The organism is Clostridium sp. YIM B02555 (assembly GCF_022320955.1).
In the GTDB taxonomy this organism is placed as follows: Bacteria; Bacillota; Clostridia; order Clostridiales; family Clostridiaceae; genus Clostridium; species Clostridium saccharoperbutylacetonicum.
This window is the reverse complement of the sequence record NZ_JAKJJY010000002.1, coordinates 412,494-438,796: the sequence shown is the minus strand read 5'-3', so window position 1 is coordinate 438,796 and position 26,303 is coordinate 412,494. Positions and strand designations below refer to the sequence as shown.

Below are 26,303 nucleotides of genomic sequence, written 5' to 3'. Positions count from 1 at the left end.
CAGCTACTTTTAATGAAATTCTAGTAAGATTTTATATCAATTCTATAATTTAAATTACTTACTTTGAACCTGAAGATAGAGTCCAAGGCTTTTGAATTTCATCTTTTAAAGTATTGTATCCATCAATAGCAGTTCTTAATTGAATATTCAAATCTAGACTATTAACAACTAATGCATCATAATCTGATTTAGTCATCATCCCCAAATCATACTTGAGTTTTGCATTACTAATTTGTTTATTAGTCAATTCTATATTACTCTTTAGGTAGGTTATACTATCTTCAGTTTTAAGAAGATTTGTGTATAAATTTCTTAAAGTATCTTTTAACTGCTTTTTAGTCATATTTAATGATATATCAGTTGTATCCATACTTAGTTTCTTACCTAAATATTGTAAACGTGCTGATAATGCATTTGAATATGCACTCTTCTTCGCTGTATAAATATTATAGTCATTCATATATGTTTCAATTGGTTCTCCCAGAGTTGATGTTGGTGGTGCTCCTGCATTATCAGTCTTATCTTTTGCATCTCGTACCATCTGTTCAGATACTTGGTTATCATGATCATTATAATACTCTTTATCAATCTTATTTGCTTCTATTTGGTATTTTAAATCTTTATCTATAACGTCATCAAAATATTCATCTATATCTCCATCAATTTTTAATTTGTCAAACTGAATATCTTGTTCTAAGCTATATTTCGTTACATCTTTACCAGTTAATACTTTAAAACTATATATTGCATCCTTTAAAGTATTTTCATTAAATTTTTGTGTATATTGTAAATTTTGAATATTAAGCTGACTATTTTGTAAATCAACTTCAGTTACAATTCCTAGATTTTTTTTCAATTGTAAATCATTTAACTGCTTAGTTCTAACTTCTAAATCTTTTGCTGCTTTATCTATTTTCATTTGACTTGTAACAATGTTGTTATACGCAGTAGTAGTTTTTTGTATTACAGCATCTTCATCAAATTCCCTTTTTTGCTCAGCCTGATTAAGTGAATTATCTCTAGTATCCTTGTTATAATCTTCTTTGTCACCTGAAACACTAGTTGCATCATCTATTCTTTCATTTACATCATTAACTTTATCTTGATAACTTACTTTTTTATCATCAATTGCTAATGTATCACTATTACTTATTGCCACCTTTATAGCTTCATCTAAAGTAAAAAGTGGTTTTCCACTTATTGTTTGTGTACTTGTCACAGTATTAGAATCTTGTTTTGTAGTATCTGCTGCAAAAACTGGCATTATACTTCCGCTCATAATACTAATACCAATTGCAAAGGCAACAAGCTTATTTATATTCTTTCTCATGCATATTCTCCTTTTCATTTAATTATCTACTTATTAATTCAAAGCTGAATTTAAAGGGACTATATAAAAATAAATTTTAGTATAGTCTCTTTAAAATTTTTGATATCTATAAATTTAAATTAGATTCTTCTTTAGGTACTTTTGAACTTTTTTTACTCTTTAACCTAACAAACTTTTTCTTTAAATCATCTAACAATGTATATGCTATAGGAACTACCACCAAAGTTAATATTGTAGCTGTGATTAATCCTCCAATTATAGCTTGTGACATTGGTGCACTCATTTCTGAACCTGTTTTATTAGAAACAGCTGAAGGCAGCATACCAAATATCATAGCTAAAGTAGTCATAATTATTGGACGAAGTCTTACAAGTCCAGCTTCCCTTAGAGCTTCTCTTATAGGCATACCTTCATTCATTCTTTCCTTAGCTGCATCAATAAGCAAGATTCCATTTTTTGATACCAATCCCAAAAGCATTACTATACCAATTAGTGCCGGCATAGTTATTTCATTTCCAAAGGCGAATAATCCAAGCATAGCTCCTATAATAGCAAGCGGTAATGCAAACATTATTGCTCCTGGATCAATGAAACTTTCAAATTGTGCTGCCATAACTAAGTATAAGAACAGGATTGACAATATTATTGCTTGAACTAAACTCACCATACTCTTTTGCATCATTTGATTCGTTCCACCTAGAGATAAAGAAACTCCAGCTGGTAATTCACTTTTGATTTTTTGAAGATATTTATTTTGGAAAGTACCTGATGGAGTACCTGAAACATTACAAGATATTTCAATTTGTCCTTGTCTTCCGTATCTGTGTAATTCCGATGAAGTTGTCCCAATTACTTTCTTAGTCACTTGTTTTATCGGAACTTGAGTATTATTTGTACCAGAAACATAAATTCCATCAAGATCACTAAGATTTTTACGTTGCCCTTCATCAAGAAATACTTTAACGTCATACCTATCTTTACCACCATCATATTTTGTTACAGTTGAACCATTGAATAATATTCCTAAAGTATTTGCAACATCTGAACTATTAACTCCTAAATCTGCTGCTTTATCACGATCTACATCTATCTTTGCTACAGGCGTACCAGATTTATCATTACTACTTACATCTCTTGCATTAGGATCTTTAGCCATTTCTTCTTTTATTTTATTTGCAAAGGCTTGAAGCTTTTCTCTATCATCACTGACAAGATTATAAGTTACATCCTTTGAACCTCCGCCGCCTCCCATAGACGCAGCTGCAACTGTAACTTGTGTCCCTGGAATTCCACTTAAATCTGCCCTAAGTTTTTCAGCTATTTGCCTTGAACTATCCTTACGCTGTGTTTTATCAGTTAATTCCAGTTTGATTGATGTCTTACTTTTACTTACATTAGAATACATAGATTTCACTTCTGGATACTTGCTTTTTATAATTTCCTCAAATTGTTTATTTTTTTGATTTGCTATATCCAAAGTTATTCCAGCATCAAAATTAACATTAACAGTAACTTGTCCATTATCAGTTGTCGGCATCATAGCAAATCCCAAAGTACTAGCTAATCCTAAACTCACAACAAACATAAGCGCACAGGCAATTAAAATTATCAATCTGTGCTTAAGAGCTTTTGTTAAGAAATTTGCATATTTTTTAGATAAACTATCAAATTTCTTATTAAATGATTTAAAAAACTTACCAATGAAGGTTTTGCTTTCCTTTCTCTCTGCTTTAAGCATTCTAGAGGACATCATAGGAACTAAAGTGAAGGATACAAATAAAGAAACTGCCATGCTGAAAACAATTGTCATTGCAAACTCAATAAAGTATTTTCCAAGCATTCCTTCTATCATTGCTATCGGTAAAAATACGGCTATAACAGCAGATGTAGTTGCTATAACTGCAAATCCAATTTCAGATGTAGCTTCTCTTGCTGCCTCTAGTGGACCTTTACCCATATGCAAGTGCCTTACAATATTTTCTATAACAACTATAGCATCATCAATTAAGAGTCCAACCGCCAAAGATAAACCCATTAATGACATTGTATTTAATGAAAAGTTCATTAATTTCATGCAAATAAAGGTGGTTATAATTGAAATTGGAAGTGACAATGCACTAATAAGAGTACTTTCCCATTCATTTAAGAACAAGAAAACAATAATAACTGCTAATGCACATCCCTCTATAATAGTTTCTTGAACACTGTCTACTGTTCGTTGAATTGATGCTGAATTATCACTAACAATATCAACCTGAGCACCTTCTGGTAGCGAACCTTTAATTTGGCTTATTATTTTTTTTACATTTTCTGCAACTTCAACAGTATTTGCACCTGATTGCTTAACTATATTTATACCAATTGACTTATTACCTTGATAATAAGCTTGACTAGTTCTCTCTTGAACAGAATCTTCAATTGTAGCAATATCTTTTAATCTAATTTCTGTTCCCTTGTTATTTTTTATCAAAATATTTTTTAAATCTTCGACCTTTTGTATTTTACTATTTGTTGTAATAGAAATTTCATTATTTCCATCGACAACTTTACCACTCGATTGATCAATATTATCATTTTTAATACTACCTACAACTTGACTTGCAGTAAGACCATTTGAAAGTAATTTATCATTATCTAATTTTATATGAATTTCTCTTGTATCTTCTCCTGATACATCCACAGATCCAATACCAGAGATTGTATATAATTTTGGTTTTATAGTATTATCTACAACATCAGACAAGACTTGATTATCATCTAATCCATAAACTGCAATAGATAAAATAGATGATGCTGACATATCAAATTTAGAAATTACCGGGTCATTAGCATCTGTTGGTAATTGCCCTACAATAGCAGAAACCTTATCTCTAACTTCCTGAGCTGCAACTTCAGAATCTTTACTCAATTCAAATCCTATAGTGGTTTGTGACATACCCGAGGTTACAGTTGTAGTTATGGTATCCACTCCTGAAATTTTTTGAACTGCATCTTCAACTTTTTTTGCGACCTTCGTTTCTAGCTCTTGTGGTGTTGCACCTGGTTCTGTTACAACAACTGAAACATAAGGTATATCTGCATTCGGCATGTCATTAAGTACTAATTTTTGATAATTTGTATACCCTAAAATAGTGAGAGCAATCATAATAACTGTTACAAATACAGGTCTTTTAATACTAATATTAGCTATATTCATTTATTCTCCCTCCTATTTAGAAACATCTTTTGCAGAATCACCATTTGATGAATTATCACTTGTACTAGAAGTTTCTATTGTATCTCCATCTTGTAAAGTACCTGTATTAGAACAGATGATTTGATCTCCATCCTTTATACCATCATTTATTTCTACATTGTTATCATCAGTTTCTCCAATTTTAACTTTTTCCTTTTTAGCTTTTCCATTATCATTTATAAAAACTGAATAATTCCCTTCTGTTCCAACTAGTGCATTTATTGGTACTGTTATAATTTGAGTCTTTTCTGAACTTAAAAGTTCTGCTTTTGCATAAACTCCTGGATATAATGACTTATCACTATTATCTATTTTTATTTTACAATTAAAAACTCTTGTTGTTGTATCGGCTAATGCCTCTATGTTTTGTATTGTACCGTCATATGCTTTATCATTTCCTTCTATTTTAACAGTTGCGGCTTGTCCAGTTTTTATACTGCTTATTTTTTCCTGTGGCACTTGTATTGTTGCATATACTGAAGATATATCATTAACCTTTGCAAGTACTCCCCCTGCAGATACCATTTGTCCTACACTCAAAGCTTTGTCACTTATTACTCCACTTATAGGTGCTTTAAGGACTGTATTAGCTAAATCACTTTGATATTTCGCTATAGACACATTTTGTGCTTCTAAATTTGCTTTTGCAGTTTCAATACTTGCTTCTCCTGTATTATAGTCTGCTTTAGCATTATTTAAAGCTTTCTCTGCTGCTTCAAAATCAGTTTGCGATATAGCTTTACCATCAAAAAGAGTTTTCTGTCTGTTATAAGTACGCTGAGCATCATCTAAATTAATTTGAAGTTTTTGCAATGATACTTGCGAGGAATTTAATTGTTGTTGAATTACTTGTAATTGTGCTTGTGCTGAGTTAATACTATTTTGTATATCTTGATTATCTAATGTTGCTATTATATCACCGGCATTTACATATTTACCATTTTCTATGGCTACAGAAATAACCTTTGCTGATATCTTACTTGTAACTGCACCTTGTTGATATGCTTCTAACGTTGCCTTATATGTATCACCATTATTTTTTTCTACCGATTTTGCTGTTTTTACTTCAACAGCCGTTTTACTTTCTGTTGCTACAGTATTAACCGTTTTAGCATTTGAAGCCATTTTATTCTTAACAACTATAGCGCTCACTACTGCAATAATAAGAACAGCACATATAACTATTTTTTTTACGTTCTTCATTTTTACCCCCCTAGTCAAATAAATTAACTTAGTATCAATTCATGATCTTGTTTATTTTTACATTATCTCCTACATATTATATATATTTTTTGGCATATTCTCCATAGTTAAATTTTATTTGTTAATTTGCCTTTATAATAGTTACTTTAGTTACCAAAATTTATATGACTTTAGTAACATATTTTCAAATAGGATAAATGTTATAATATAAATATGACATTTGAACTGAAGTAGGTGATATTAATAAAATGATAAACTCAAAAAAATATATTTCTATCATGAAATATATTACTTGTATAATAATCTTTGTATCAATGTATATAAATACTTATATTGAATACTCAAATCACTATATTGATATGATCTCATGCTTTCTTCTTATCACAATCATAATTATCAATACATATTTTATAGATTTAAAATCAAAATATCCAAAGAAATTTTTTTATATTCTATTATTTATTACTATTTGTATTTCATCAATACTTCAATATTCTTTGCCTGGAATAAATACCGCTAGTTATAGTTATGTCTTATTGGTATATATCTTTAAAGAACAGAAAAATAAAATGAAAATGTTTTTACCAATACACTTTATCTTATTTTTTACCACTACTTATTTTGTCCTTTTAAGACGAAATGGAATTACTATTTCACTTCAATTATTTATAATGTGTGTTATACTATTATCTTATCTCGGTTTTTCTGGTATGTTATACAGCATAAGAACTCTAGAAATAGAAAAAGAAGAAGTAAAACAATTAAATTCAAAACTTAAATTAGCTAACATAAAATTGCAAGAATATGCACTAAATATAGAGGAAGTAGCAACTTCTAGAGAAAGAACAAGGGTTGCTCAAGAACTTCATGATTCATTAGGACATTCTCTAATGGCACTTGCGATGCATCTTGAATTTGCAAAAAAAATATGTAATACAAAACCTCAAAAAGTTGAAGAAGTATTATCACAATCTGAAAAAATAGCAAAATCAAGTATTAATGATCTTCGAAAAGCCGTTACTGTACTAAATTCAGAAGTTGAAATAACTAATTTTAATGAGGCAATAAAAAAACTCATAGATAATTTTTATTTATTTAGTAACATTCAAATTACTTATAATAAAAATGAAGAAATTGAAACTTTAAGTCCAATTATAAAAACTTCATTTTATAAAACCATTCAAGAATCTATAACTAATAGTTTGAGGCATGGTAACGCAACAGAAATTAATGTAAAAATAAAGAAAAGTGATCAAGATTTAGAACTTACTGTTACAGATAATGGGATAGGTTGTAATAATATAGTTAAATCAAATGGATTGAATGGTATTGAAAATAGAGTAACTGCCTTGGGTGGCTCAACTTATTACTTCAGTCATAACGGTTTAGGTTTTGGCTTAAAAGTTTCTATTCCAATATAAAAAGCGAGGTAAATATAATTATGATAAATGTTATTTTAGTTGACGACCAAAAAATAGTTAGAGAAGGAATTAAAATGATTTTAAGCTTAGATGACGAAATAAAGGTTGTAAATGAAGCTGAAAATGGCAAGGAGCTTGTAGAGTTTCTAAAAACTAACGAATATCCTGATGTAATTCTTATGGATGTCAGAATGCCAATTATGGATGGTGTCCAAGCAACTAAAATCGTTAAAGAGAATTTTAAAAATATAAAAGTAATAATATTAACTACTTTTAATGAAGATGAGTATATATTTGATGGAATTAAAAATGGCGCTGATGGTTATATATTAAAGGATGCTGGGTCTGAGGAAATAATTAAAGCTATTAAAACAGCATATAGTGGAAATATACTTCTTAATCCTGAAGTGGCAACAAAAATAGTTAGGGCTTATACTGCAATTTCAAGCGGCAAACAAACTTCAAGCCTTTTAAATGAAGAAAAAAAGAAATTAGAGATCCTTACAAAAAGAGAACTTGAGGTTGCAAAATTAGTTGCTCAAGGAAAAAGTAACAAAGAGATTTGCCTTGAACTTTTCATAACAGAAGGAACAGTAAAAAACTATTTAACAAAAATCTTTGAAAAATTAGAATTAGCAAGTAGAACTGAATTAGCACTCTTAATTAATCAAACCAATATATAACAACAATTCCATAGCGATACTTAGAAGCAAAGTATTGCTATGAAATTAAAATCCTATTTATTTTATCAACAAAAAGACTATATATTTTTTCTTCATTAAATTTAGAAATATCTTTTATTAAACCACCAGCCATATCTGCATGACCCCCTCCAAATCCAATTCCATTTAATACATCTTGAATAATAATTGCAGCATTTAACTCACTTTTTTCACTTCTAATAGAAAAATTTATAACTTCATTATTTTTTGCACATAAAATCACAAAATTCACTTCCTGCAATGATAATGCAAAATCTCCAAGAATTCCAAGTAAATTTTGATCACATCCTTTATCAAAATAGCAGAAAGCTATAGTTGAATTGAATTGGATATTAGAAATCAAAAACTTATAAAAATTCAAATCCTCTATTCTAATATAGTTCCTAAGTATTGAATTAACTAATTTTATGTCAGCTTTCATATATAAACAATTGAAGGCATTAACATCTTCTTCTGATACTCCTCTTGAAAGATGCGCTGTATCCATATTTAATCCAATCATAAGGGCAGTTGCTACATCTTTAGATATATTCTTTTCAAGTTCTTTATAATATGTATAAATAATAGTTGAGCAAGAACCATAATTTTTTCTTATATCAACATACTTAATGTTTTCAGGATCTTTAACCTCATGATGATCAATCACTAGTATTTCTTCCCCATTCAAATCATCAACATTGCTGTTTCCTTTGCAACCATCGACTATTATTATTTTATCTTCTTTGCATATATTAAATTCTTCATATTTACTAATTTTTATTTGCAGAACCTCAATCATTTTTGTTAGTGAATCTCGTTGAATTTCACCTTTATATATGATATTAGTTTCAATCCCAAATCCAAGCAAAAGCCTGCTTAATCCAAATGCTGATGCCACTGCATCATGATCAGGAAAATTATGTGTTTGTACGAAAATTCTTTTTGCATTTTTTAGTTCATTAATTAAAGCTCTAATTTGAAACATTTTAATATGCCTCCTTATGTAAATTAATATATAAACTTAAAATTTATATATTATCTTTTAGAAAATTTTAATTCTTTTTTCTACCATCAATGGATATATTCCATATAATCAGCAAAACTCCTTTAAAATCTCTCAATAAAGTTCATTATATCCTTTTTTCATTTTCACTCTAATAGAAATTGTGAATACTTTTAATTTTATTCATCAAGAGTTATAATTCAAATATGCAAATAAAACAATATTTTTCGCAACAATAAATTTAATATATTTTTAAAGGATGTGCTGTTATGTCAAATTTTTTTACTGAAAATATAAAAGAAGGAATGAATTATTTACACAAGCACGGTGCTTTTCTTACAGCTAAAGCTGGAGATATTACCAATACTATGACTATCTCTTGGGGGAATATAGGTTTTCAGTGGAATAGACCAGTATTTACTGTTCTAGTTAGAAAATCAAGATATACACATGATCTAATTGAAAAGGCTAATGAATTTACTGTAAGTATACCTCTAACTGATAAAATGAAGTCTCAATTGGCACTATGTGGAAGTAAATCAGGTAGAGATATAAATAAGTTAGATGCAGCTAATTTAATACTATGCGACGGAAAAACTTTAAACACTCCTGTAATAGAGGATTGTGAACTTCATTATGAATGTAAAATTGTATATAAACAAGAAATCAATTCTGACCTTTTAGATTCAGATATTAAAGCTTCTTTCTATGGTGAAGATGATTATCATACAATTTATGTTGGTGAAATAGTTGACTGCTATAAAATTGAAAAATAATTACAATAAGAGAACCTGTTATGTTTTAAATTCTAAACACTTCAGGTCCTCTTCGTAAAGATTAATTTCTATAAATCAGCAATGGACACTTTTCCAAATACGGCTTCCCAATCCTTTGAGAAATCATCAACTGCTTTTTCAATTGCTGGCATTTTTAAAGCATCAAGTAAAATTTCAGGTGCCATTGTTGCTGTTTGTGCACCAGCAGCAAAAGAATCATTTACTTGTCCTATGTTTTTAAAACTTGCAGCAAGTATTTTAGTTGAATAATTATATTTTTCAATCATATCTGCAAGAGCTTTTATAACCTCACGCGGATTAATATTCATATTTTCCATACGGTTAAAATATGGTGCTATAAAATCTGCTCCTGCTTCCATAGCTAATAATCCTTGCGCAGTTGTATAAATTGCAGTTGCTGTTATTGGTACTCCTTGAGCCTTTAAGACTTTTATTGCTTTTAATCCTTCTGCATTAACAGGAATTTTAATGCATACCTTGTTATCAATATTCTCTAAAATAGCCTTTGCTTCTTTTAAGATTCCTTCACAATCTTCTGCAACAACTTGAATATGAAGAGTCTTTTCTATACCTATTATTTCGCGAATCTTCCTAAAGTGATTAAAAAAATCAATTTTACCTTCCTTTTTAATTATACTTGGATTACTTGTTACCCCTGCAATAGGAAAAATTTCAACTCCCATTTTAATCATTTCAATATTGGCTGTATCTAACATATATTCCATTCAAATTCTCTCCTTACTATTTACTCAACTCACTTCTTATAAAGCTTGTTCAGTTCTTTCAATTATGTCATCTTGAGTTTGCTTAGATAATACATTGAAAAATGCACTATATCCTGCAACTCTTACAATTAAATCTCTATATTTTTCCGGATTTTTTTGAGCATCAAGCAAGGTATCTCTTGATACTACATTGTATTGTACATGAAATCCTTCCAATCGATTAAAGAAAGTTCTTATCAATGCAATTAATTTCATTCTATCTTCTTCTTTTGCTAGCATTTGAGGGGTAACCTTTTGGTTTAATAATACTCCACCGGTTATATCATGAGTTGGTAATTTAGAAACTGACTTAAACACTGCTGTAGGGCCATTTTTATCCATTGCATGAGAAGGTGAGCATCCTTCTGCTAAAGGCTCCCCTGCCTTTCTTCCATCTGGAGTTGCCATAGTTCCAGCTCCTTGTGGTACATTTGCTGAAATTGACGAAGTTCCTGCATAATAAGTGCCTCCAATTGGTCCTCTTCCATATCTAGTATTTTTGTGTTTCTTTATTTCATCTATATAAATATCGTAAGCCTCTTTTAATAACAAATCTATATAATCATCATCATTTCCATACTTCGGTGCTTCCTCAACTAATATTTCTTGAATCTTTTTATATTCCTCTCCTTCAAAATTATTAATTAATGAATCCCATAACTGTGCAGGAGTGAAATTTTTATCTTCAAAAACGCATTTTTTAATTGCCGCAAGAGAATCACCAAGATTTGCAATTCCTACTTGAAGGTCACTTATAAAATCATATACTGCTCCACCTTCCTTTAAATTCAATCCTCTTTCAATGCAATCATCCGTTAAAGCTGAGCACAATACATCTGCTGTTACTTCTTCCAAGGCTAAATCTGCACAGCTATCAATTATTACACTATGTCTTGTAAATTCACGTATAATTTTCTCCCATGCTTTCATAACTTCTTCAAAAGAAGTCATATCTTTAAAGTGTCCCACACCTTCACAAAGCTTAATTCCAGACTCAGGATCAACTCCATTATTTAAAGCAATTAATAAAGATTTAGGGAAATTCAAGAAGCTCATTCCAGTACATCTGTAACCCCATTTACCCGGAACAGCTACTTCAACGCAACCTATTGCACTATAATTATATGCATCTTTTTCTGCTACTCCTTTTTCTATAAATGATGAAATTATAACTTCATCACTATTAAAAGCAGGCATACCAAACCCTAATCTCACTACTTCTATGCACTCCTTCATAAAATCATTAGGTAATCCTCTATGATAACGCACTGTTAAATTAGGTTGTGGCAATTTAGTCTGTGCAACACTTTTTAATATTAAATAACTTAATGGATTTACTGCATCTTTCTTATCTACAGTTTGTCCTCCAACTGTAACATTTTGATACAAAGGACTTCCTGCACTAAAGCGTGTATGAGACCAGCTTCTTATTTTATTTATAGTAAAAGTCTTAAGCCATAAATTGGTTAATAGTTCAGTTGCACTAGCTTCATTGATTTTATTAGATTTCAAATCTTCTTTATAAAACGGATATAAATACTGATCCATTCTTCCATAAGAAAGTGAATGCCCATTGGATTCAATTTGCAGAATCAAGTGAATCATCCAAAGAGATTGTACTGCTTCGTGAAAGGTTTCTGCTGGATAATATGGAACTTTATTTAGTATTCTTGACATTTCAAGCAGCTCTGCTTTTCTAGACGCATCAGTTTCTTTTTCCGCCATTTTAAGTGCTAAATCTGCATAACGTTTTGCAAAAACTACAACTGCTTCGATTACAATTAAAATTGACCTATAAAAATATGATTTCTTTAAATTCCTATAATCAGTGAGATCTAATTCCTTCAATTTTTTTTCTGTTCTTTCTTTGAAATTAATCAATCCAAGTTTTAATACTTTTTCATAATTCACTGCTATATGAGCATCCCCTGAAGTAATATTTCCTTCTGCCTTTATTATTCCCAAATCATAAAAAACTTTACTTTCAGCTGGCATTCCAGCAAGTCCTCTATCTTTTAAGGTTTTATGCTCCCAAAATGGTGCAATTTCTCTTAAGACTTCTTTACTTTTCTCTGTAATATAAAATACATCTCCATCTCGTTTTTCAAATTCATCCAGTTCATCTATAACCCAATCCATAGCATATTCAGGAAAAATAGGTGCTGAACGATTAGAGGATGCTTGGTTACCTGCAATTAGTGTCTCATCTTCAATAAATATACTCATATTTTCCAATATATTTTCTAAACACAATGCTCTACGTAAAACCATAGGCTTATCTGCATGTTCACTATAGCTATCTGTAATAAGTTTTGCTCTTTCCACACAAACCATGGGTTTTACATTTAATAATTCCTCTCTGAAATTGTGCATTCTTTTAGTTAATTCTCCAAAATGACTCATAACCATTCTCCCTTCATTAAAATCATATTTTCTTTCATTTGAAACTATATTCTTTTCTTTTATAATTTAATTATATATTCAAATTATCATTTGTCAATATTATAGTTTCATTCGAAAGTAATTTTGTGTTTTTCAAAATAAAAAGTAAAAAATACACAGGATATAATTTTTAAATAAAATATCATATCCTGCGTATCTCTTGTTTTCTTTTATTATGCTACTTTTCTTTCTCCAATGTATTAATTTACACTTACCATTTGAACCTCAACTTTTTCCTTTTTCAAATTTTCAAAAATCTCTTCAGGAATATTATCATCTGTAAACAAATAACTTATTTCATTAATTTTAAACTGAGATACAACTCCACGCTCTGAAAATTTTGATGAATCAGTTAAAATTATTATTTTATCAGCACTTTCTGCCATAGCCTTAACGGTTTCTGTCCTCATAAGGTTTTTCCCAGTAAACCCTATTTTAGAGCTATACCCATCAGTTCCAATAAATAATTTATCTACAAAAAAATCTTTAACACACTTTCTAGTTAAAGGTCCTACTGAAACTTGAGATTCAGGTTGATAATCTCCACCTAACAACACCACTTTAGCATTTCCTTCTCTAATATAATTTGCAATGAAAGTTGAATTAGTAATTATAGTTATATCTTTCTTATTAAAAGCAAGCTCTTCTGCAAGCAACGCACAAGATGAACCAGACTCAATCATGACAGTTTCTCCATCTCTTACAAGCTCACTTGCTAAACGGGCTATCTTTCGTTTTATATCATAATTAAAAGCTAATCTGCTGCTGATATCATCACTTGAAGTCATAACGGCATAGCCATGCTCACGCTTTAATAGTCCTTTTTCTTCTAATGCACCAAGGTCTTTACGTATAGTTACTTGAGATACTTTTAAAAGTTCTGCTAATTTACTAACTTCTATGCGCTTATTTTTATTTACAATTTCAAGAAGCTTTGTATATCTATTTGTCATAAAGCCCCCTCCTATCTATTAATATAATGGTAATTATAACATAACTCCTTTGTTAAATGAACCATTTAAATTTCGAATAAAATTTGATTAAGTAATCATTGCACATTTTCAGCTAGATTATATTCTTTTTCTTTTATTTTATTCATTTGAAATAATATTAATTTCAAATGAAATTTTATATTTACACTTATTTTTTTTCATGTTAAGATTAATCCAATAGAAAAAGATTAATTTATATGGAGATGATTTATATGAATGATATAAATGCATGTATTTTTAATATTCAAAAATATAGTATACACGATGGTCCTGGAATTAGAACTGTCATTTTTTTCAAAGGTTGTCCTTTAAGCTGCCTATGGTGTTCAAATCCAGAATCACAAGATAAAAATATACAGCTTATATGTGATGAAGCAAAATGTGTACAATGCCTTCATTGTATAAGTGTATGTCCCAAAAGCGCTATAACTTCATATAAAAATCATATAAAAATTGATTCTAACAAATGTGTTTCTTGTTTTAATTGTAAAAATTCTTGTCCTCAGAAAGCACTTTCAGTTGAAGGTAAATTTATGACAATTTCAGAAGTAGTAAAAGAAGTAATGAAAGATGAAATGTTTTATGAAGAATCAAATGGAGGTGTAACTTTATCTGGTGGTGAAGTATTTATGCAACATGAATTTGCATCAGAACTTTTAAGATCTTTGAAGGAAAAGAATATACACACTGCAATTGAAACTACTGGATATACTTCAAAAGACATATTCTCAAGCCTAATTGAACATATAGATTTATTATTATTTGATATAAAACATTCTGATAGAGAAAAGCATTTAAAAGCTACTAATGTTTATAATGATATTATTATTGAAAATTTAAAAATTGCCATAAATAATGAAAAAGATATTATAATACGCATTCCTGTTATTCCAACTATTAATTCTAGCTTAGAAGATGCCAGAGGCTTCTGTAAGTTACTAAAATCAATAAATGCAAAAAAAGTGAATTTACTTCCATTTCATCAATTTGGACAGAAAAAATATACACTTTTAGATAAACCTTATGCTTTTCAAGACACTAAGCAACTCCATGAAGAAGATTTGCTAGACTACCAAAATATATTTCTTGAAAATGGCTTTGATTGTTATTTTTAATACATTGGCAAATATTTAAAATGTTATTCTAAATGTAAACTAGATTTTTACTATGAATAACATTTTGTTTTTTATAATACACTAACCCTATAAATTTATGGTATAATACTTTATGAGAATAATTTTCAAATCAAGGAGGCAACCATTTTGAATAAATTAAAAGAAGAATTATTGCTTGAAATAGAAAGCTTTAAAGAGTTATGTAATAAATTTATAAAAGGTGAAGTTTCTGCAGCAGATTTTAAAAAAGTATCTGGCGGAATGGGTGTGTATTCTGAACGTAGCAAACAAGAACTTATGATAAGACTTAGAATACCTTCTGGTATAACAAATATATCTCAAATGAATTGGTTATGTGATATCGCTGAAAAATACAATTTAGATAAAATACACTTCACCACAAGAGAAGCTGTTCAGTATCACAATCTTTCAGTTGATGCAGTTTGTGGAATAATGAAAGATGGAATTGAAAATGATGTATATTCTAGAGGAGGTGGTGGAAATTATCCAAGAAATGTTGCTTTGTCACCTCTTTCTGGTGTAGATAAATTAGAAGCTTTTGACGTTACTGAATATGCCCTAGCTGTTAATAATCACTTTTTAAGTAAAATAACCTCTTATAAATTTCCTAGGAAATTTAAAGTATCTTTTTCTAGCAGCAAAACTGATCTTGGTCATTGCAATATAACTGATTTAGGATTTTTAGCAACAATTAAAGATGGAAAAGAGTATTTCAAAGTGTATATGGGTGGAGGTCTTGGACAAAACCCCAAAATTGGAGTTGAATATGATGAGCTTATCGAACCTAGCAAAGTTTTATATCATATTGAAGCCATGACTAGTCTTTTCATAGCTGAAGGAGATTATGAAAATAAAAATAAAGCTCGTATAAGATACATCGTTGAAAGACTTGGCAAAGATGCTTTTATCGAAACATATAAAAAACATCTAAAGGAAGTTTGTGACAAAGAAACTTTAGATCTTAATATATCACAAAAAAACATTATTAAAGAAGGTAAAACAATAAATCTAAAACATTCTAGATTATATGAACAAAAACAAGAAGGTCTATATAGTGTCTATTTTCATCCAATTGGAGGACAAGTATATATTAAACAATTAAGAGAAATTTTAGATAGTTTAAAATCTGTGGAAGCCTTAAACATAAGACTAACTATGACAGAGGGAATTTATTTTAGAAATTTAAATGGTGATGAAGCAAAAAAACTTCTAGAGTTAACTCAAAATCTTGGAGGAGAAACAGCTCTTGAACAAAGTGTTTCTTGTATTGGTGTTCCAATTTGCCAAGTTGGAATTTTAGAAAGCCAAAAGACTTTAAATCAAATATTAACTTACTTTAAAGAAAAAGGATATACAAAAGATGTATTGCCAAGAATTCATATTTCAGGATGTCCTAATTCATGTGGAGTTCATGAAGTAGGTGCAATTGGATTCACTGGTAAACGTAAAAGAGTTAATGATGTTGTTGAAGATGTATTTCAACTTCATATTAATGGATCTTTTGAAGATAATAATGCTAGACTTGGAAAGGTATATGGAGATTTACTAGCACGTGAAATTCCTGAATTTTTATACGAACTAGCTTTATTATTAGAAAATAAAAATATCGATTTTATTGATTATTTAAATAGCAACGAATCAGAATTTGAAGAATTAATAACTAAGTATCTTAAATAAGCTAAATACATAATCAAAATAAACATTCTAAAGGTATCTGTTTTTCAGCACCTTAAGAATGTTTATTTTTTTACACTATTCCATTATATAAAAATTTCTTCTATAGGTTTAACACTAACTCTACTCCACCATAGATACCTGCATCATTTCCTAACTTAGCAAGTTCAAATTTTGTATCTTCGCAAGCATGAAATGCCTTCTCAGCAAAGTATTTTCTAAATCCATATTGTCTCATTTCTTTTCCCACATTAATATTCTTATTTTAGTTAAGTATTTGTTCTTTAGCATTTTTACTTTTTATTATAACTAAAATATAGCTGCAAATTGATAATACAAACATTCCGATAGCACAAATAATAAATACTCCATTAGTTGATATGTTTTTGAATATATAATTAGTAAGATTATTTATTATAATTGGCGACAATAGACCTCCAATTCCTCCAATTACTGCAAAAACACCATTTGCAAGAGCTATAGAAATTTGAGGTACTGATACTGAAATAATATATGAAGCCTGCGCCATAAAGCAGCTCAAAGAAATTCCTAGGCATGCACTTCCAAAAAGTATCCCCAAAATATTATGGGTTAAAATTATAACAGATAAATATCCTAATCCAGCTGCAAAAATAGCAAAAGGTAATGTATTACGCTTTAAAGCTGATGATATTCTTGAAAAGTTAAAACCAACTAAAAGTGCAAATCCGCCTTGCACTGCAGCTACTATTCCTGTAAGCGCTGAACTTCCATTTAAATTCTGTAAAATATGAGTAGCTATATTAGTCATAAAGGCTGTTATAAACAAAGTATGAAAAAAGCTAATTAAAGATAATTCAAATACCATTTTATTTAACTTTAATTTTTGTGTAGCACTTTGAGTCTGTGCTCCTGTATCTGGCAATTGATATATTACAATTATGAATGCTGCAAGGGCAATTAAGTGAACTAAGAAATACTTTTGATATCCAAAGTTCCCCAATATTCCACCAACAATATTTATGAATATCGAACCAATTCCCATTCCTGTAACATGAAGTCCCATAAGCGCAGCACGATCCTTCCCATCAAAGAAATCACTAATTATTGCAGCATTAAGTGGAGATATTATTCCAAATCCAAAGCCTACAAGAACTCTTGAAATCATCACAAATGAGAAACTATCTATCAAAAGCGGACTGGTTCCTACAAAAGCAATGAGTAATAAACCAATTGACACTATTTTTCTTTTTGAAATTTTAGTTACTAACCATCCAACCAATATTGATGCTACCATTAGCAAAAAATAAGGTATAGTTTGAAGTGTTTGGACTGCATTGGCTCCCTCTTCTTTAAACGCTACATCTAACATGCCTAATATAGGTGCTACTCCAGTTATATTTAATCCAAGTACAAAAGCTATAGAAAATATTGATATTTTTATACTGTTATTACTTTTTTGTCTCATGAATAAATTCCACCTTTCTGATCAATATTTAAACGTAATATTATCTATAAGTATATTTTTATGATACTGTTTACATAAATTTGTAAATCATCTGAAATTATCTGTAATAATAATACCACACTCTTAAACATCTTCAATGTATTTTCTGAAAAATATTTATTTTTTCATGAATCTTATTTTATAAATTCTATAAATACATTATTTAATATGCTACTTTTGAAAAAATCACTACTTATATATAATTGATTTTATATGTGTTTTCATATTACTTAGTAAAAATTTTCTTCTAATCTTTTTTTCTGAAGATTTTATTTTGATTTATATTATATCAATTACTTTAAAGCTAAGTTATAATCATAATTTGCAACTTTATTTAACTTCAATATAACCATATACATTTTTTTCTGAAAAAATATTCACTTTTTTCGATTTATATCTTGTATTTTTCATGAAAAAAGTGTTATAATGTTTTCATGAAATATGATATGTTATTTCAAACTCATATAAGGAGGAGTAATTAAATGAAAGTTAATTTTGGAATAATCGGATTTGGATTTATGGGACATGTACATGAAAAAACATTAGCTTCATTAGATTCAGCTAATTTAGTTGCAGTATGCGATATTGATGAAGAAAAAATGTCTGATGCTATAACTGAAAATGTTATAAGAACTACCAGCTTTGATGAATTGTTAAAGATTGATGATATTAATACAGTAATAATTTCAATAAGTAATCATGTTCATAAAGAAGTTGTAATCAAGGCTGCAAAGGCAGGTAAAAATATAATTTGCGAAAAACCTGCTGCTATGAATGTAAAGGAATACGATGAGATGATAGCTGCTGTAAAAGATGCGGGAGTAATGTTTACAGTACATCAGCAACGTAGATATGATGTAGACTTTAGAACTGCCAAAGAAGTATATAATCAAGAAACCTTAGGCAATGTATATACTATTCAATCCAAGTTATATGGGATAAATGGAAATATGCATGATTGGCATGTATTTAAAAAGTACGGTGGTGGAATGTTATATGACTGGGGTGTTCATTTAATAGATCAAATGCTTTATATGGTTGATAGCAAAATAAAGACTATCTATGCTGATTTAAGAAATGTTATTAATGAAGAAGTAGATGATTACTTCAAAATTTTATTTAAATTTGAAAATGGCATAACAGCTGAAATAGAGCTTGGAACCTACTTCCTAGCTGATAAACCAAAATGGTTTGAAAGACATTGGTTTATTGGTGGAGATAAAGGAACTATGTATAGTGATGGTTTTGATCCAGAAGGAAAAATTGCAAGAACAACTAGACTTCTTAAAAATGTTCCTGGAAAAACTACTATGACGGCTTCTGGTCCAACACGGTCATTTGGTCCACCACAAGATGGAGTTTTAATCACTGAAGATTTGCCTAAAGTAAACGTTGCCCACATAATGTTTTTTGAAAATTATTTTAGGGCATTAGAGGGAAAGGAAGAATTAATTGTTAAAATCCCTGAAGTAAGAAGAGTTCTTGCTGTTATGGAAGCCGTAAGAGAATCAGCAGCCTCTGGAAAATCTGTTGATTTTGAATAAATACTAAATGAGTTTTAAATGAAAAGGAGAAATTAATTATGAGAAACGGAAAAGTTCAAATTGCTATCGTAGGTTGTGGAGGAATTGCTAATCAAAAACACATGCCATCTATAAAAGCTAATTCAAGCAAGGCAGAAATTGTTGCCTTCTGTGATATTATCCCTGAACGTGCTGAGAAAGCTGCTGCCGACTTTGGAACACAAGATGCAAAAACATATACAGAATATAAAGAAATGTTAGCAGATAAAAGTATAGACTTTGATGTTGTACATGTATGTACGCCTAATGTTGCTCACTGTCCAATTACAGTTGCAGCCTTTGAAGCTGGAAAACATGTAATGTGTGAAAAACCAATGGCTCATAACACTGAAGATGCACAAAAAATGATCGATGCTTGGAAAAAATCAGGAAAGAAATTTACAATTGGATATCAAAATAGATTCCGTGATGATACAACAACATTAAACGCTTCATGCAAAAATGGAGAACTTGGAGAAGTTTATTTTGCAAAAGCACACGCATTAAGAAGAAGAGCTGTTCCTACTTGGGGTGTATTCCCTAACAAAGCACTACAAGGTGGTGGTCCATTAATAGATATCGGTACTCATGCTTTAGATATAACACTTTGGATGATGGATAACTATAAACCAGTTTCTGTAACTGGACAAGTATTTTATAAGTTAGGACGTCAAGCTGATGGTCCTGATGGAAATGTATTTGGACCTTGGGATCCTGAAACCTTTGAAGTAGAAGATTCAGCCTTTGGTATGATTAAAATGGAAAATGGAGCTGTTGTTTACCTTGAATCCTCTTGGGCATTAAATGTACTAAAATCTATGGAAGCTTCTACTACACTTTGTGGTACAAAAGGTGGAGCTGAAATTCATCATGGTGGAAGTTATCCAAAAGATGAGCTTATCTACAACAGCGTAGAACATAATCAACTAATGGAAAAAGTTATCTCACCTGCTGGTATTGTTGACTTCTTCCAAGGTGGAGCTTCAGCAGAAGGTGTACGTGAGCAGTCACAATGGATGGATGCAATCATAAATGATACAGATCCACTAGTTAAACCTGAACAAGCTTTCGTGGTAACACAAATTTTAGATGCAATTTATAAATCAGCTGAAACTGGTAAAGAAATATACCTTTAACAAATAGTAATTTAAGCCTTAAGAGTGAGTCTCTTTTGGCTTATACTATGAAAATTTTTCTAAATTGGAGGAATCATAACATGAAATTAGGTTTTGTAAGTGCTATTTTAGATACTTATACATTTGAAGAAATGATTGATTTTGCAAGCGAAAACGATTTCGAATGCGTAGAAGTAGCCTGTTGGCCAAAAGGAAAAGCAGAACGTAGATATGCTGGCGTTACACACATAAATGTAGATGAACTTAATGACAATAAAATTACTTATATTAAAGATTATTGTTCTAAGAAAAATGTAGCTTTATCTTCTCTTGCATATTATCCAAACACCTTAGATCCTGATCTTGAAAAAAGAGAAACTCATATTAACCATATCAAGAAGTTAATCGTTGCATCTAACAAATTAAATATAGGTGTAGTAACTACTTTTATAGGTAGAGATCAAAATAAAACTGTAGAAGAAAATCTCGAAATATTTAAAGAAGTTTGGACTCCAATAATAAAATTGGCTGAAGAAAATAAAGTTAAAGTTGCTATAGAAAATTGTCCAATGTTATTTACAAATGATCAATGGCCAGGCGGACAAAACCTTGCAACAACTCCTGCTATTTGGAGACAAATGTTTACTGCAATAAAAAGTGATTATTTCGGACTAAATTATGATCCATCACATTTTGTATGGCAACAAATCGATTATATTAAACCACTATATGAATTCAAGGATAAAATATTCCATGTACATTATAAAGATATTAAAGTTTACAAAGATAAACTAGATGATGTTGGGATTATGGCTACTCCACTACAATACATGTCTCCAAAATTACCAGGTCTTGGCGATGTAAACTGGGGTAAATATGTTTCTGCTTTAACTGATATCGGATATAAAGGCAATACATGCATAGAAATTGAGGATAAAGCTTTTGAAAGCTCAGATGAAGAAATTCAAAAATCTCTATTACTTAGTCAAAAGTATTTAAAACAATTTGTGATCTAATACTTCTTTACTCACAAAAATTTTTTAAATAAGTAAATACAAAAATATAATATAAACTAATTTAAAACTATAAAATTTGAAGAATTAAAATCTAAGGAGGATCTTATTATGAAAGAAATTACATGCGATGTAGTTGTCGTTGCTGCTGGTCCATCTGGACTTGCTGCTGCAATTTCAGCTGCTGAAAATGATATGTCAGTTGTAGTATTTGAAAAGTCAATGAACACAGGAGGGGCAGCAAATATGGGTATGGGGCCCTTAGGGCTTGGAACTAGCGTTCAACGTAAAGACTTAGCAACTGTAGATAAAGATAAAGCTTTTGACATGTTTATGAATTATACACATTGGAGAGTAGATGCAACTTTAGTTAGAAAATATTTTGACAAATCTGCTGATACTATAGATTGGTTACAAGATATGGGCGTTGAATTCTATAAAGCTTCTAAGTATTTCCCTGCTTCAGAGCCTACTTGGCATATTGTAAAACCTGAATCTGGTATGCCTGGTCCAAGAGCTGCTGCTACTATGATAAAACGTATGACTGAAAGAGCTGTAGAATTAGGCATTCAATTCTATTTTGAAACACCTGGAAAAGAATTAATAAAAACTGATGGCAAGATAACTGGAGTTATCGGCGAAACTAAAGATGGTGAAGAAATAAAAGCAAACTGTAAAGCAGCTATTATTTGCACAGGTGGTTTTGGTGATAATGTTGAAATGATAAAAGAATACACTGGATATGAATGTGGAAAAGACTATTTTGGTTTCCGTATTCCTGGTTTAGTTGGAGATGGAATCAAAATGGCTTGGAATGCTGGTGCTGGTAAAAGTGATGTTAGTATAGAAATGTGTTCATCTCTTCCTGGAGAAAATATCACAGCTTCAATTCATGCTGCATTCAACCAACCAAATCTATTAGTTAATTTACAAGGTGAACGTTTCTTTAATGAAGAACACTTTGAAAACAGTACTTATGCTGGAAATGCTATAAATATCCAAAAAGATCGTTGTGCTTTCATGATTATTGATGAATCGATTAAAAGACAATATCTTAAAAGAGGTGTTGATGTAGTAAGTATGGTTTTAAACCAAGAAACTATTGATGGTTTTGATGAACATATGGAAACAGCAATTTCTCAAGGAAATCCTTACTTATTTATTGCTGATACTATTGAAGAATTAGCAGAGAAAACTGGAATTAATTGCGATAACCTATTAGATACAATTGATGATTATAACGATGCTTGTGACTCAAGAGACGAAGCTTTTGGTAAAAAGGCTGAATATATGAGACCAATAAGAAAAGGAAAATTCTATGCTGCTAAATTCTTCCCTGGTGCATATGGTTCATTAGGTGGAATTAAGATTAATCATAGAACAGAAGTTGTTACACAAGATTACGAAGTTATTGAAGGCCTTTATGCAGCCGGAACAGATACTTGTACAATTTACGGTGACAGTTATATGTTTTTATTACCAGGTAACACTATGGGATACGCATTAAACAGTGGACGTATGGCTGGTGAAAATGCTTCTGATTACGTAAATACCTTATAACTTCCTTAAACTATAATTGAAAATTAAATATATACACATATAATAGTATAAACCAAATCCCATACATACAAACTCCTCTATGTATGGGATAATTCTTAATTTACAAAACTTAATATCATTACTATTAAAGAATTCTAAAACTACATAAATCAATTTAATTATTTAGTCCATAAATTCCAAAATAAACACTATTTCAAATATGAAAGGAGAAAATTTAAGCACTACATATTTTGTGTTTGATGTGTGATAATCTATGAAAAATGAACAGATAAACTCTCTAATTGAATTAATGCCTTATATTAATTCACTTTTTAACATAAATACAAACATCGCTATAACCGACCTAAATCAATTTATTTCAGTTCAGCAAGGTGATGGCGCAATGAACGTAAATTGTAAGGCAGGAGACCCATTCAATACTAATAACCCCTTTTTTGAATCTATATCTAAAGACAAAAAGACTTTTACAGCCTTTAGAGCTCCTGATGATACATTCAAAGTCCCTACCTGCTCAACAATTACACCTTATTATAATGCTGATAACTCCATAGCAGGTTTTATACTTGTTGTACGTGACCTTGAACAACAAACAACGGTGCAAAACCTATCCATTAATATTTCACAGACCTTCTCAGACTTTAATAAAAGCTTTGATAATATTCTTAAAGAAATTTCTAAATTATCAGAAGAAGCCCATTCTAATGTTCAGGATGCTAATATGCTAATGCAGCGTATCGATGATATAGATATTATAATAAAATCAATTCAGAATATTGCCAATCAGTCTGGCCTACTAGCTTTAAATGCGAAGATTGAAGCTGCACGAGCTGGAGAAGTTGGAAAGGGATTCGGAGTTGTTGCTACAGAAATCGGAAAACTAGCTAGTTCAAGCAAAAATTCTGCTGAAGCTGCTAAAAACTCTTTATCAGCTATGAAACAAGCTATTGAAGAAATTAATATACGGATCAATTCTATTGAAAATAGCACCAACAATCAAGTAGCATCAATTAGTGATATATCAAAAAATGTAATCGATATCCATGATGATTTATCAAATTTAGCAGAAACTGCAAAACTTATTAAAAGTTAAACAAAAGCCCAAGTGACTTGGGCTTTTTATTTAACACTTTATTTGAATAATCTCGTTAAACTTATTTAATTCTAGTTATTTTATTTTCATCTAATTCATGTTGCTTTGAAATCATATCTGCATGCCCAATAGCAATAGCTGCTACAAATTGATTTCCTTTTGGAATGCAAAATAATTCCTCATAAACGGCTTTCTTATTTCCAATAAACGCTACTCTCATTCCACCAAGTATAATGCTAGAAAGACCAATACTCTCAGCAGCAATTACAATATTTTCAATTGCAATTCCACAGTCAAGCATGTCAAAATGTCCTTTTAATGGAGATGAGACTACCACTAATAATGGTGCATCAAAAATAACTTTGTTATTACGTGACTTTAATCTTTCAATTGCTATTTCATCACCTGAATTCATAGCAAGTTCAACAAGATAATCTTCTAAACCTGTTATTAATTTTGTATCTTCTACAAAGGAGAAATGCCAAGGCTGTAAATTAGCACCACTAGGTGCTGCTAGAGCTGCTTTCATTAAAATATCTATCTCTATTTCACTTATTTTATCTTTCTTAAATTTACGTATAGAACATCTTTTCATTATTGATTTTATTGTACCATTCATATTAATTCCATATCCTTTCTATTAATTAATAAATGTGCATAATATAATAAATTATTATGCACATTTATATGTTAAATATCTAGTTAATTATAGGTAATTATTATTCTTCTATAGCACGTCTTAAAGCTTCTTGATGACGTCTAACTTGTTCAATGCTGTCAACTTCAAAAGCATCATTAATCATTCCATGTCCTTCATATTCAGTAGACAAGAAGCCATGGTAGCCTGCCTTTTTATAAGCTACAACTATTTCTTTAATTGGCATTGATGTTTCTTCATAATTTTCATCTATTTCATAACATTTTGCATGTGTATGATAAATATATTTTATATTATCAATAACATCTTGAGGATCACACCATGTGTAATTAAATGAAGCTCCTGCATACGCCATATCCACTTTGCTTCCATTAGCTTTAGTAATTGCTTCCATTAATTCTGGCATTCCATTAGCCTTCATGTATTCACCATGTGCACGCCCAAGATTTGTATCATATTTAATCTTTGTAAATCCTTTTGCTACTCTATTTGCAAAAGCTTCATCTACAAGCTTAACACAGTCTAAGTTAGCACCTCTACGTATAGCTTGTTCACGAAGTTGTCTTGGAATCTTATTGCAGAATATACCAAAGTCAGGCATAAATCCAAAGTGCTTTGTTCCAGTACGAAGGATCATTTCCATATATCCATCTGCCCAACCAGAATTTAAAGAGAATGGTGAATGAACTTCAATACATACTTTAATATCATTTTTTTCTGCACACTCAAGACTTCCTTCAATAACGTCCATTGGTGTTGCAACAAGAGTACGTAAAGTTTTGAATCCAAGTTCTTTTGCTATTTTAATATCTCTTTCCATCATTTTAACTTGCTCACGAAGAGTAAGAGTTCTATTATCATAAATATGATTTTCCAAAAAGGCATCATAGCAAGTAGGTTCCGTACCGTACTTTTCCATCCAACCAAACCATTGTTCTTTAAATTCTGATGTGATTATAGGAAAAGAATCCACCATTTGTTCAGCTAAAAGTTCAATTCCTGTAGCTCCAGCTTTTGCTGCTTCTCTAATACATCCTTCTAAATCGAGTTTACCAACATAATATTCTGATTGATAACTATATAACGATACACTTCTTCCAATTTTATAATCCATTGCTATT

General features: G+C 30.1%; 21 protein-coding genes. 10 read left to right on the top strand and 11 right to left on the bottom strand.

Translation table 11 applies throughout. The features are described 5' to 3' along the window. Positions 1 to 58: 58 nt before the first annotated feature. The 3 genes from L3B98_RS05240 to L3B98_RS05230 all read right to left on the bottom strand — a co-directional run bounded on the left by L3B98_RS05240 (position 59) and on the right by L3B98_RS05230 (position 5,768). A complete protein-coding gene (locus L3B98_RS05240; RefSeq protein ID WP_238915874.1) occupies positions 59 to 1,330 on the bottom strand; it encodes a TolC family protein in 1,272 nt (423 codons plus the stop codon). 106 nt (positions 1,331 to 1,436) lie between these two features. Further along, positions 1,437 to 4,526, bottom strand: coding sequence for an efflux RND transporter permease subunit (locus L3B98_RS05235; protein WP_238915873.1), 3,090 nt, complete (start codon positions 4,524 to 4,526; stop codon positions 1,437 to 1,439). Between the two features lie 12 nt (positions 4,527 to 4,538). Further along, on the bottom strand, positions 4,539 to 5,768 hold the full coding sequence (locus tag L3B98_RS05230; RefSeq protein ID WP_238915872.1) for an efflux RND transporter periplasmic adaptor subunit: 1,230 nt from the start codon (positions 5,766 to 5,768) through the stop codon (positions 4,539 to 4,541). Positions 5,769 to 6,478: 710 nt separating this feature from the next. Between L3B98_RS05230 and L3B98_RS05225 the strand changes: the two genes are divergently transcribed. Both L3B98_RS05225 and L3B98_RS05220 read left to right on the top strand, forming a co-directional pair. Then, positions 6,479 to 7,189, top strand: a complete 711-nt coding sequence (locus L3B98_RS05225; RefSeq protein WP_238915871.1) for a sensor histidine kinase — start codon at positions 6,479 to 6,481, stop codon at positions 7,187 to 7,189. 20 nt (positions 7,190 to 7,209) lie between these two features. After that, positions 7,210 to 7,872 carry a response regulator transcription factor gene (locus L3B98_RS05220; protein WP_015394797.1) on the top strand — a complete coding sequence of 221 codons (663 nt, stop codon included), beginning with the start codon at positions 7,210 to 7,212 and terminating at the stop codon, positions 7,870 to 7,872. Between the two features lie 37 nt (positions 7,873 to 7,909). Here L3B98_RS05220 and L3B98_RS05215 read toward each other — a convergent pair whose 3' ends face one another. Next, complete coding sequence (locus L3B98_RS05215) at positions 7,910 to 8,875, bottom strand: DHH family phosphoesterase (RefSeq protein WP_238915870.1); 966 nt, start codon at positions 8,873 to 8,875, stop codon at positions 7,910 to 7,912. 287 nt (positions 8,876 to 9,162) lie between these two features. Here L3B98_RS05215 and L3B98_RS05210 point away from each other — a divergent pair, with 287 nt between their 5' ends. Next, complete coding sequence (locus L3B98_RS05210) at positions 9,163 to 9,669, top strand: flavin reductase family protein (RefSeq protein ID WP_238915869.1); 507 nt, start codon at positions 9,163 to 9,165, stop codon at positions 9,667 to 9,669. 68 nt (positions 9,670 to 9,737) lie between these two features. On the opposite strand, the gene L3B98_RS05205 is transcribed toward L3B98_RS05210, so the two are convergent. The 3 genes from L3B98_RS05205 to L3B98_RS05195 all read right to left on the bottom strand — a co-directional run bounded on the left by L3B98_RS05205 (position 9,738) and on the right by L3B98_RS05195 (position 13,849). Continuing rightward, entirely contained in the window at positions 9,738 to 10,415 is a 678-nt protein-coding gene (locus L3B98_RS05205) for a fructose-6-phosphate aldolase (protein WP_238915868.1), read from the bottom strand. 36 nt (positions 10,416 to 10,451) lie between these two features. Next, a complete protein-coding gene (locus L3B98_RS05200) occupies positions 10,452 to 12,857 on the bottom strand; it encodes a glycyl radical protein (RefSeq protein ID WP_238915867.1) in 2,406 nt (801 codons plus the stop codon). A 239-nt stretch (positions 12,858 to 13,096) separates the two neighbouring features. Then, entirely contained in the window at positions 13,097 to 13,849 is a 753-nt protein-coding gene (locus tag L3B98_RS05195) for a DeoR/GlpR family DNA-binding transcription regulator (protein WP_238915866.1), read from the bottom strand. Between the two features lie 251 nt (positions 13,850 to 14,100). On the opposite strand from L3B98_RS05195, the gene L3B98_RS05190 reads away from it, so the two are divergent. Both L3B98_RS05190 and L3B98_RS05185 read left to right on the top strand, forming a co-directional pair. Continuing rightward, on the top strand, positions 14,101 to 15,003 hold the full coding sequence (locus L3B98_RS05190) for a glycyl-radical enzyme activating protein (RefSeq protein ID WP_238915865.1): 903 nt from the start codon (positions 14,101 to 14,103) through the stop codon (positions 15,001 to 15,003). A 147-nt stretch (positions 15,004 to 15,150) separates the two neighbouring features. Then, positions 15,151 to 16,701, top strand: a complete 1,551-nt coding sequence (locus L3B98_RS05185) for a nitrite/sulfite reductase (RefSeq protein ID WP_238915864.1) — start codon at positions 15,151 to 15,153, stop codon at positions 16,699 to 16,701. Positions 16,702 to 16,801: 100 nt separating this feature from the next. Here the strand turns inward: L3B98_RS05185 and L3B98_RS05180 are convergent, their stop codons facing one another. Further along, positions 16,802 to 16,936: a hypothetical protein gene (locus tag L3B98_RS05180; RefSeq protein WP_015394805.1), complete on the bottom strand. Its 135-nt coding sequence runs from the start codon at positions 16,934 to 16,936 to the stop codon at positions 16,802 to 16,804. Between the two features lie 27 nt (positions 16,937 to 16,963). Continuing rightward, positions 16,964 to 18,145 (bottom strand): MFS transporter, encoded by a 1,182-nt coding sequence (locus tag L3B98_RS05175; protein WP_238915863.1) that lies wholly within the window; start codon positions 18,143 to 18,145, stop codon positions 16,964 to 16,966. Positions 18,146 to 18,666: 521 nt separating this feature from the next. Between L3B98_RS05175 and L3B98_RS05170 the strand changes: the two genes are divergently transcribed. The 5 genes from L3B98_RS05170 to L3B98_RS05150 all read left to right on the top strand — a co-directional run bounded on the left by L3B98_RS05170 (position 18,667) and on the right by L3B98_RS05150 (position 24,524). Then, complete coding sequence (locus L3B98_RS05170; protein WP_238915862.1) at positions 18,667 to 19,728, top strand: Gfo/Idh/MocA family oxidoreductase; 1,062 nt, start codon at positions 18,667 to 18,669, stop codon at positions 19,726 to 19,728. 38 nt (positions 19,729 to 19,766) lie between these two features. Further along, positions 19,767 to 20,882 (top strand): Gfo/Idh/MocA family oxidoreductase, encoded by a 1,116-nt coding sequence (locus tag L3B98_RS05165; RefSeq protein WP_238915861.1) that lies wholly within the window; start codon positions 19,767 to 19,769, stop codon positions 20,880 to 20,882. Between the two features lie 80 nt (positions 20,883 to 20,962). Beyond that, a complete protein-coding gene (locus L3B98_RS05160; protein ID WP_238915860.1) occupies positions 20,963 to 21,877 on the top strand; it encodes a sugar phosphate isomerase/epimerase in 915 nt (304 codons plus the stop codon). A 108-nt stretch (positions 21,878 to 21,985) separates the two neighbouring features. Next, positions 21,986 to 23,434, top strand: a complete 1,449-nt coding sequence (locus L3B98_RS05155) for an FAD-dependent oxidoreductase (protein ID WP_238915859.1) — start codon at positions 21,986 to 21,988, stop codon at positions 23,432 to 23,434. A gap of 382 nt (positions 23,435 to 23,816) precedes the next feature. After that, on the top strand, positions 23,817 to 24,524 hold the full coding sequence (locus tag L3B98_RS05150) for a methyl-accepting chemotaxis protein (RefSeq protein WP_238915858.1): 708 nt from the start codon (positions 23,817 to 23,819) through the stop codon (positions 24,522 to 24,524). Between the two features lie 61 nt (positions 24,525 to 24,585). Here L3B98_RS05150 and L3B98_RS05145 read toward each other — a convergent pair whose 3' ends face one another. Continuing rightward, complete coding sequence (locus tag L3B98_RS05145; protein WP_238915857.1) at positions 24,586 to 25,143, bottom strand: nitroreductase family protein; 558 nt, start codon at positions 25,141 to 25,143, stop codon at positions 24,586 to 24,588. 100 nt (positions 25,144 to 25,243) lie between these two features. Further along, the gene (locus L3B98_RS05140) at positions 25,244 to 26,296 is read right to left on the bottom strand and encodes a TIM barrel protein (protein WP_238915856.1); all 1,053 of its coding nucleotides are present in this window, start codon (positions 26,294 to 26,296) and stop codon (positions 25,244 to 25,246) included. Positions 26,297 to 26,303 lie beyond the last annotated feature (7 nt).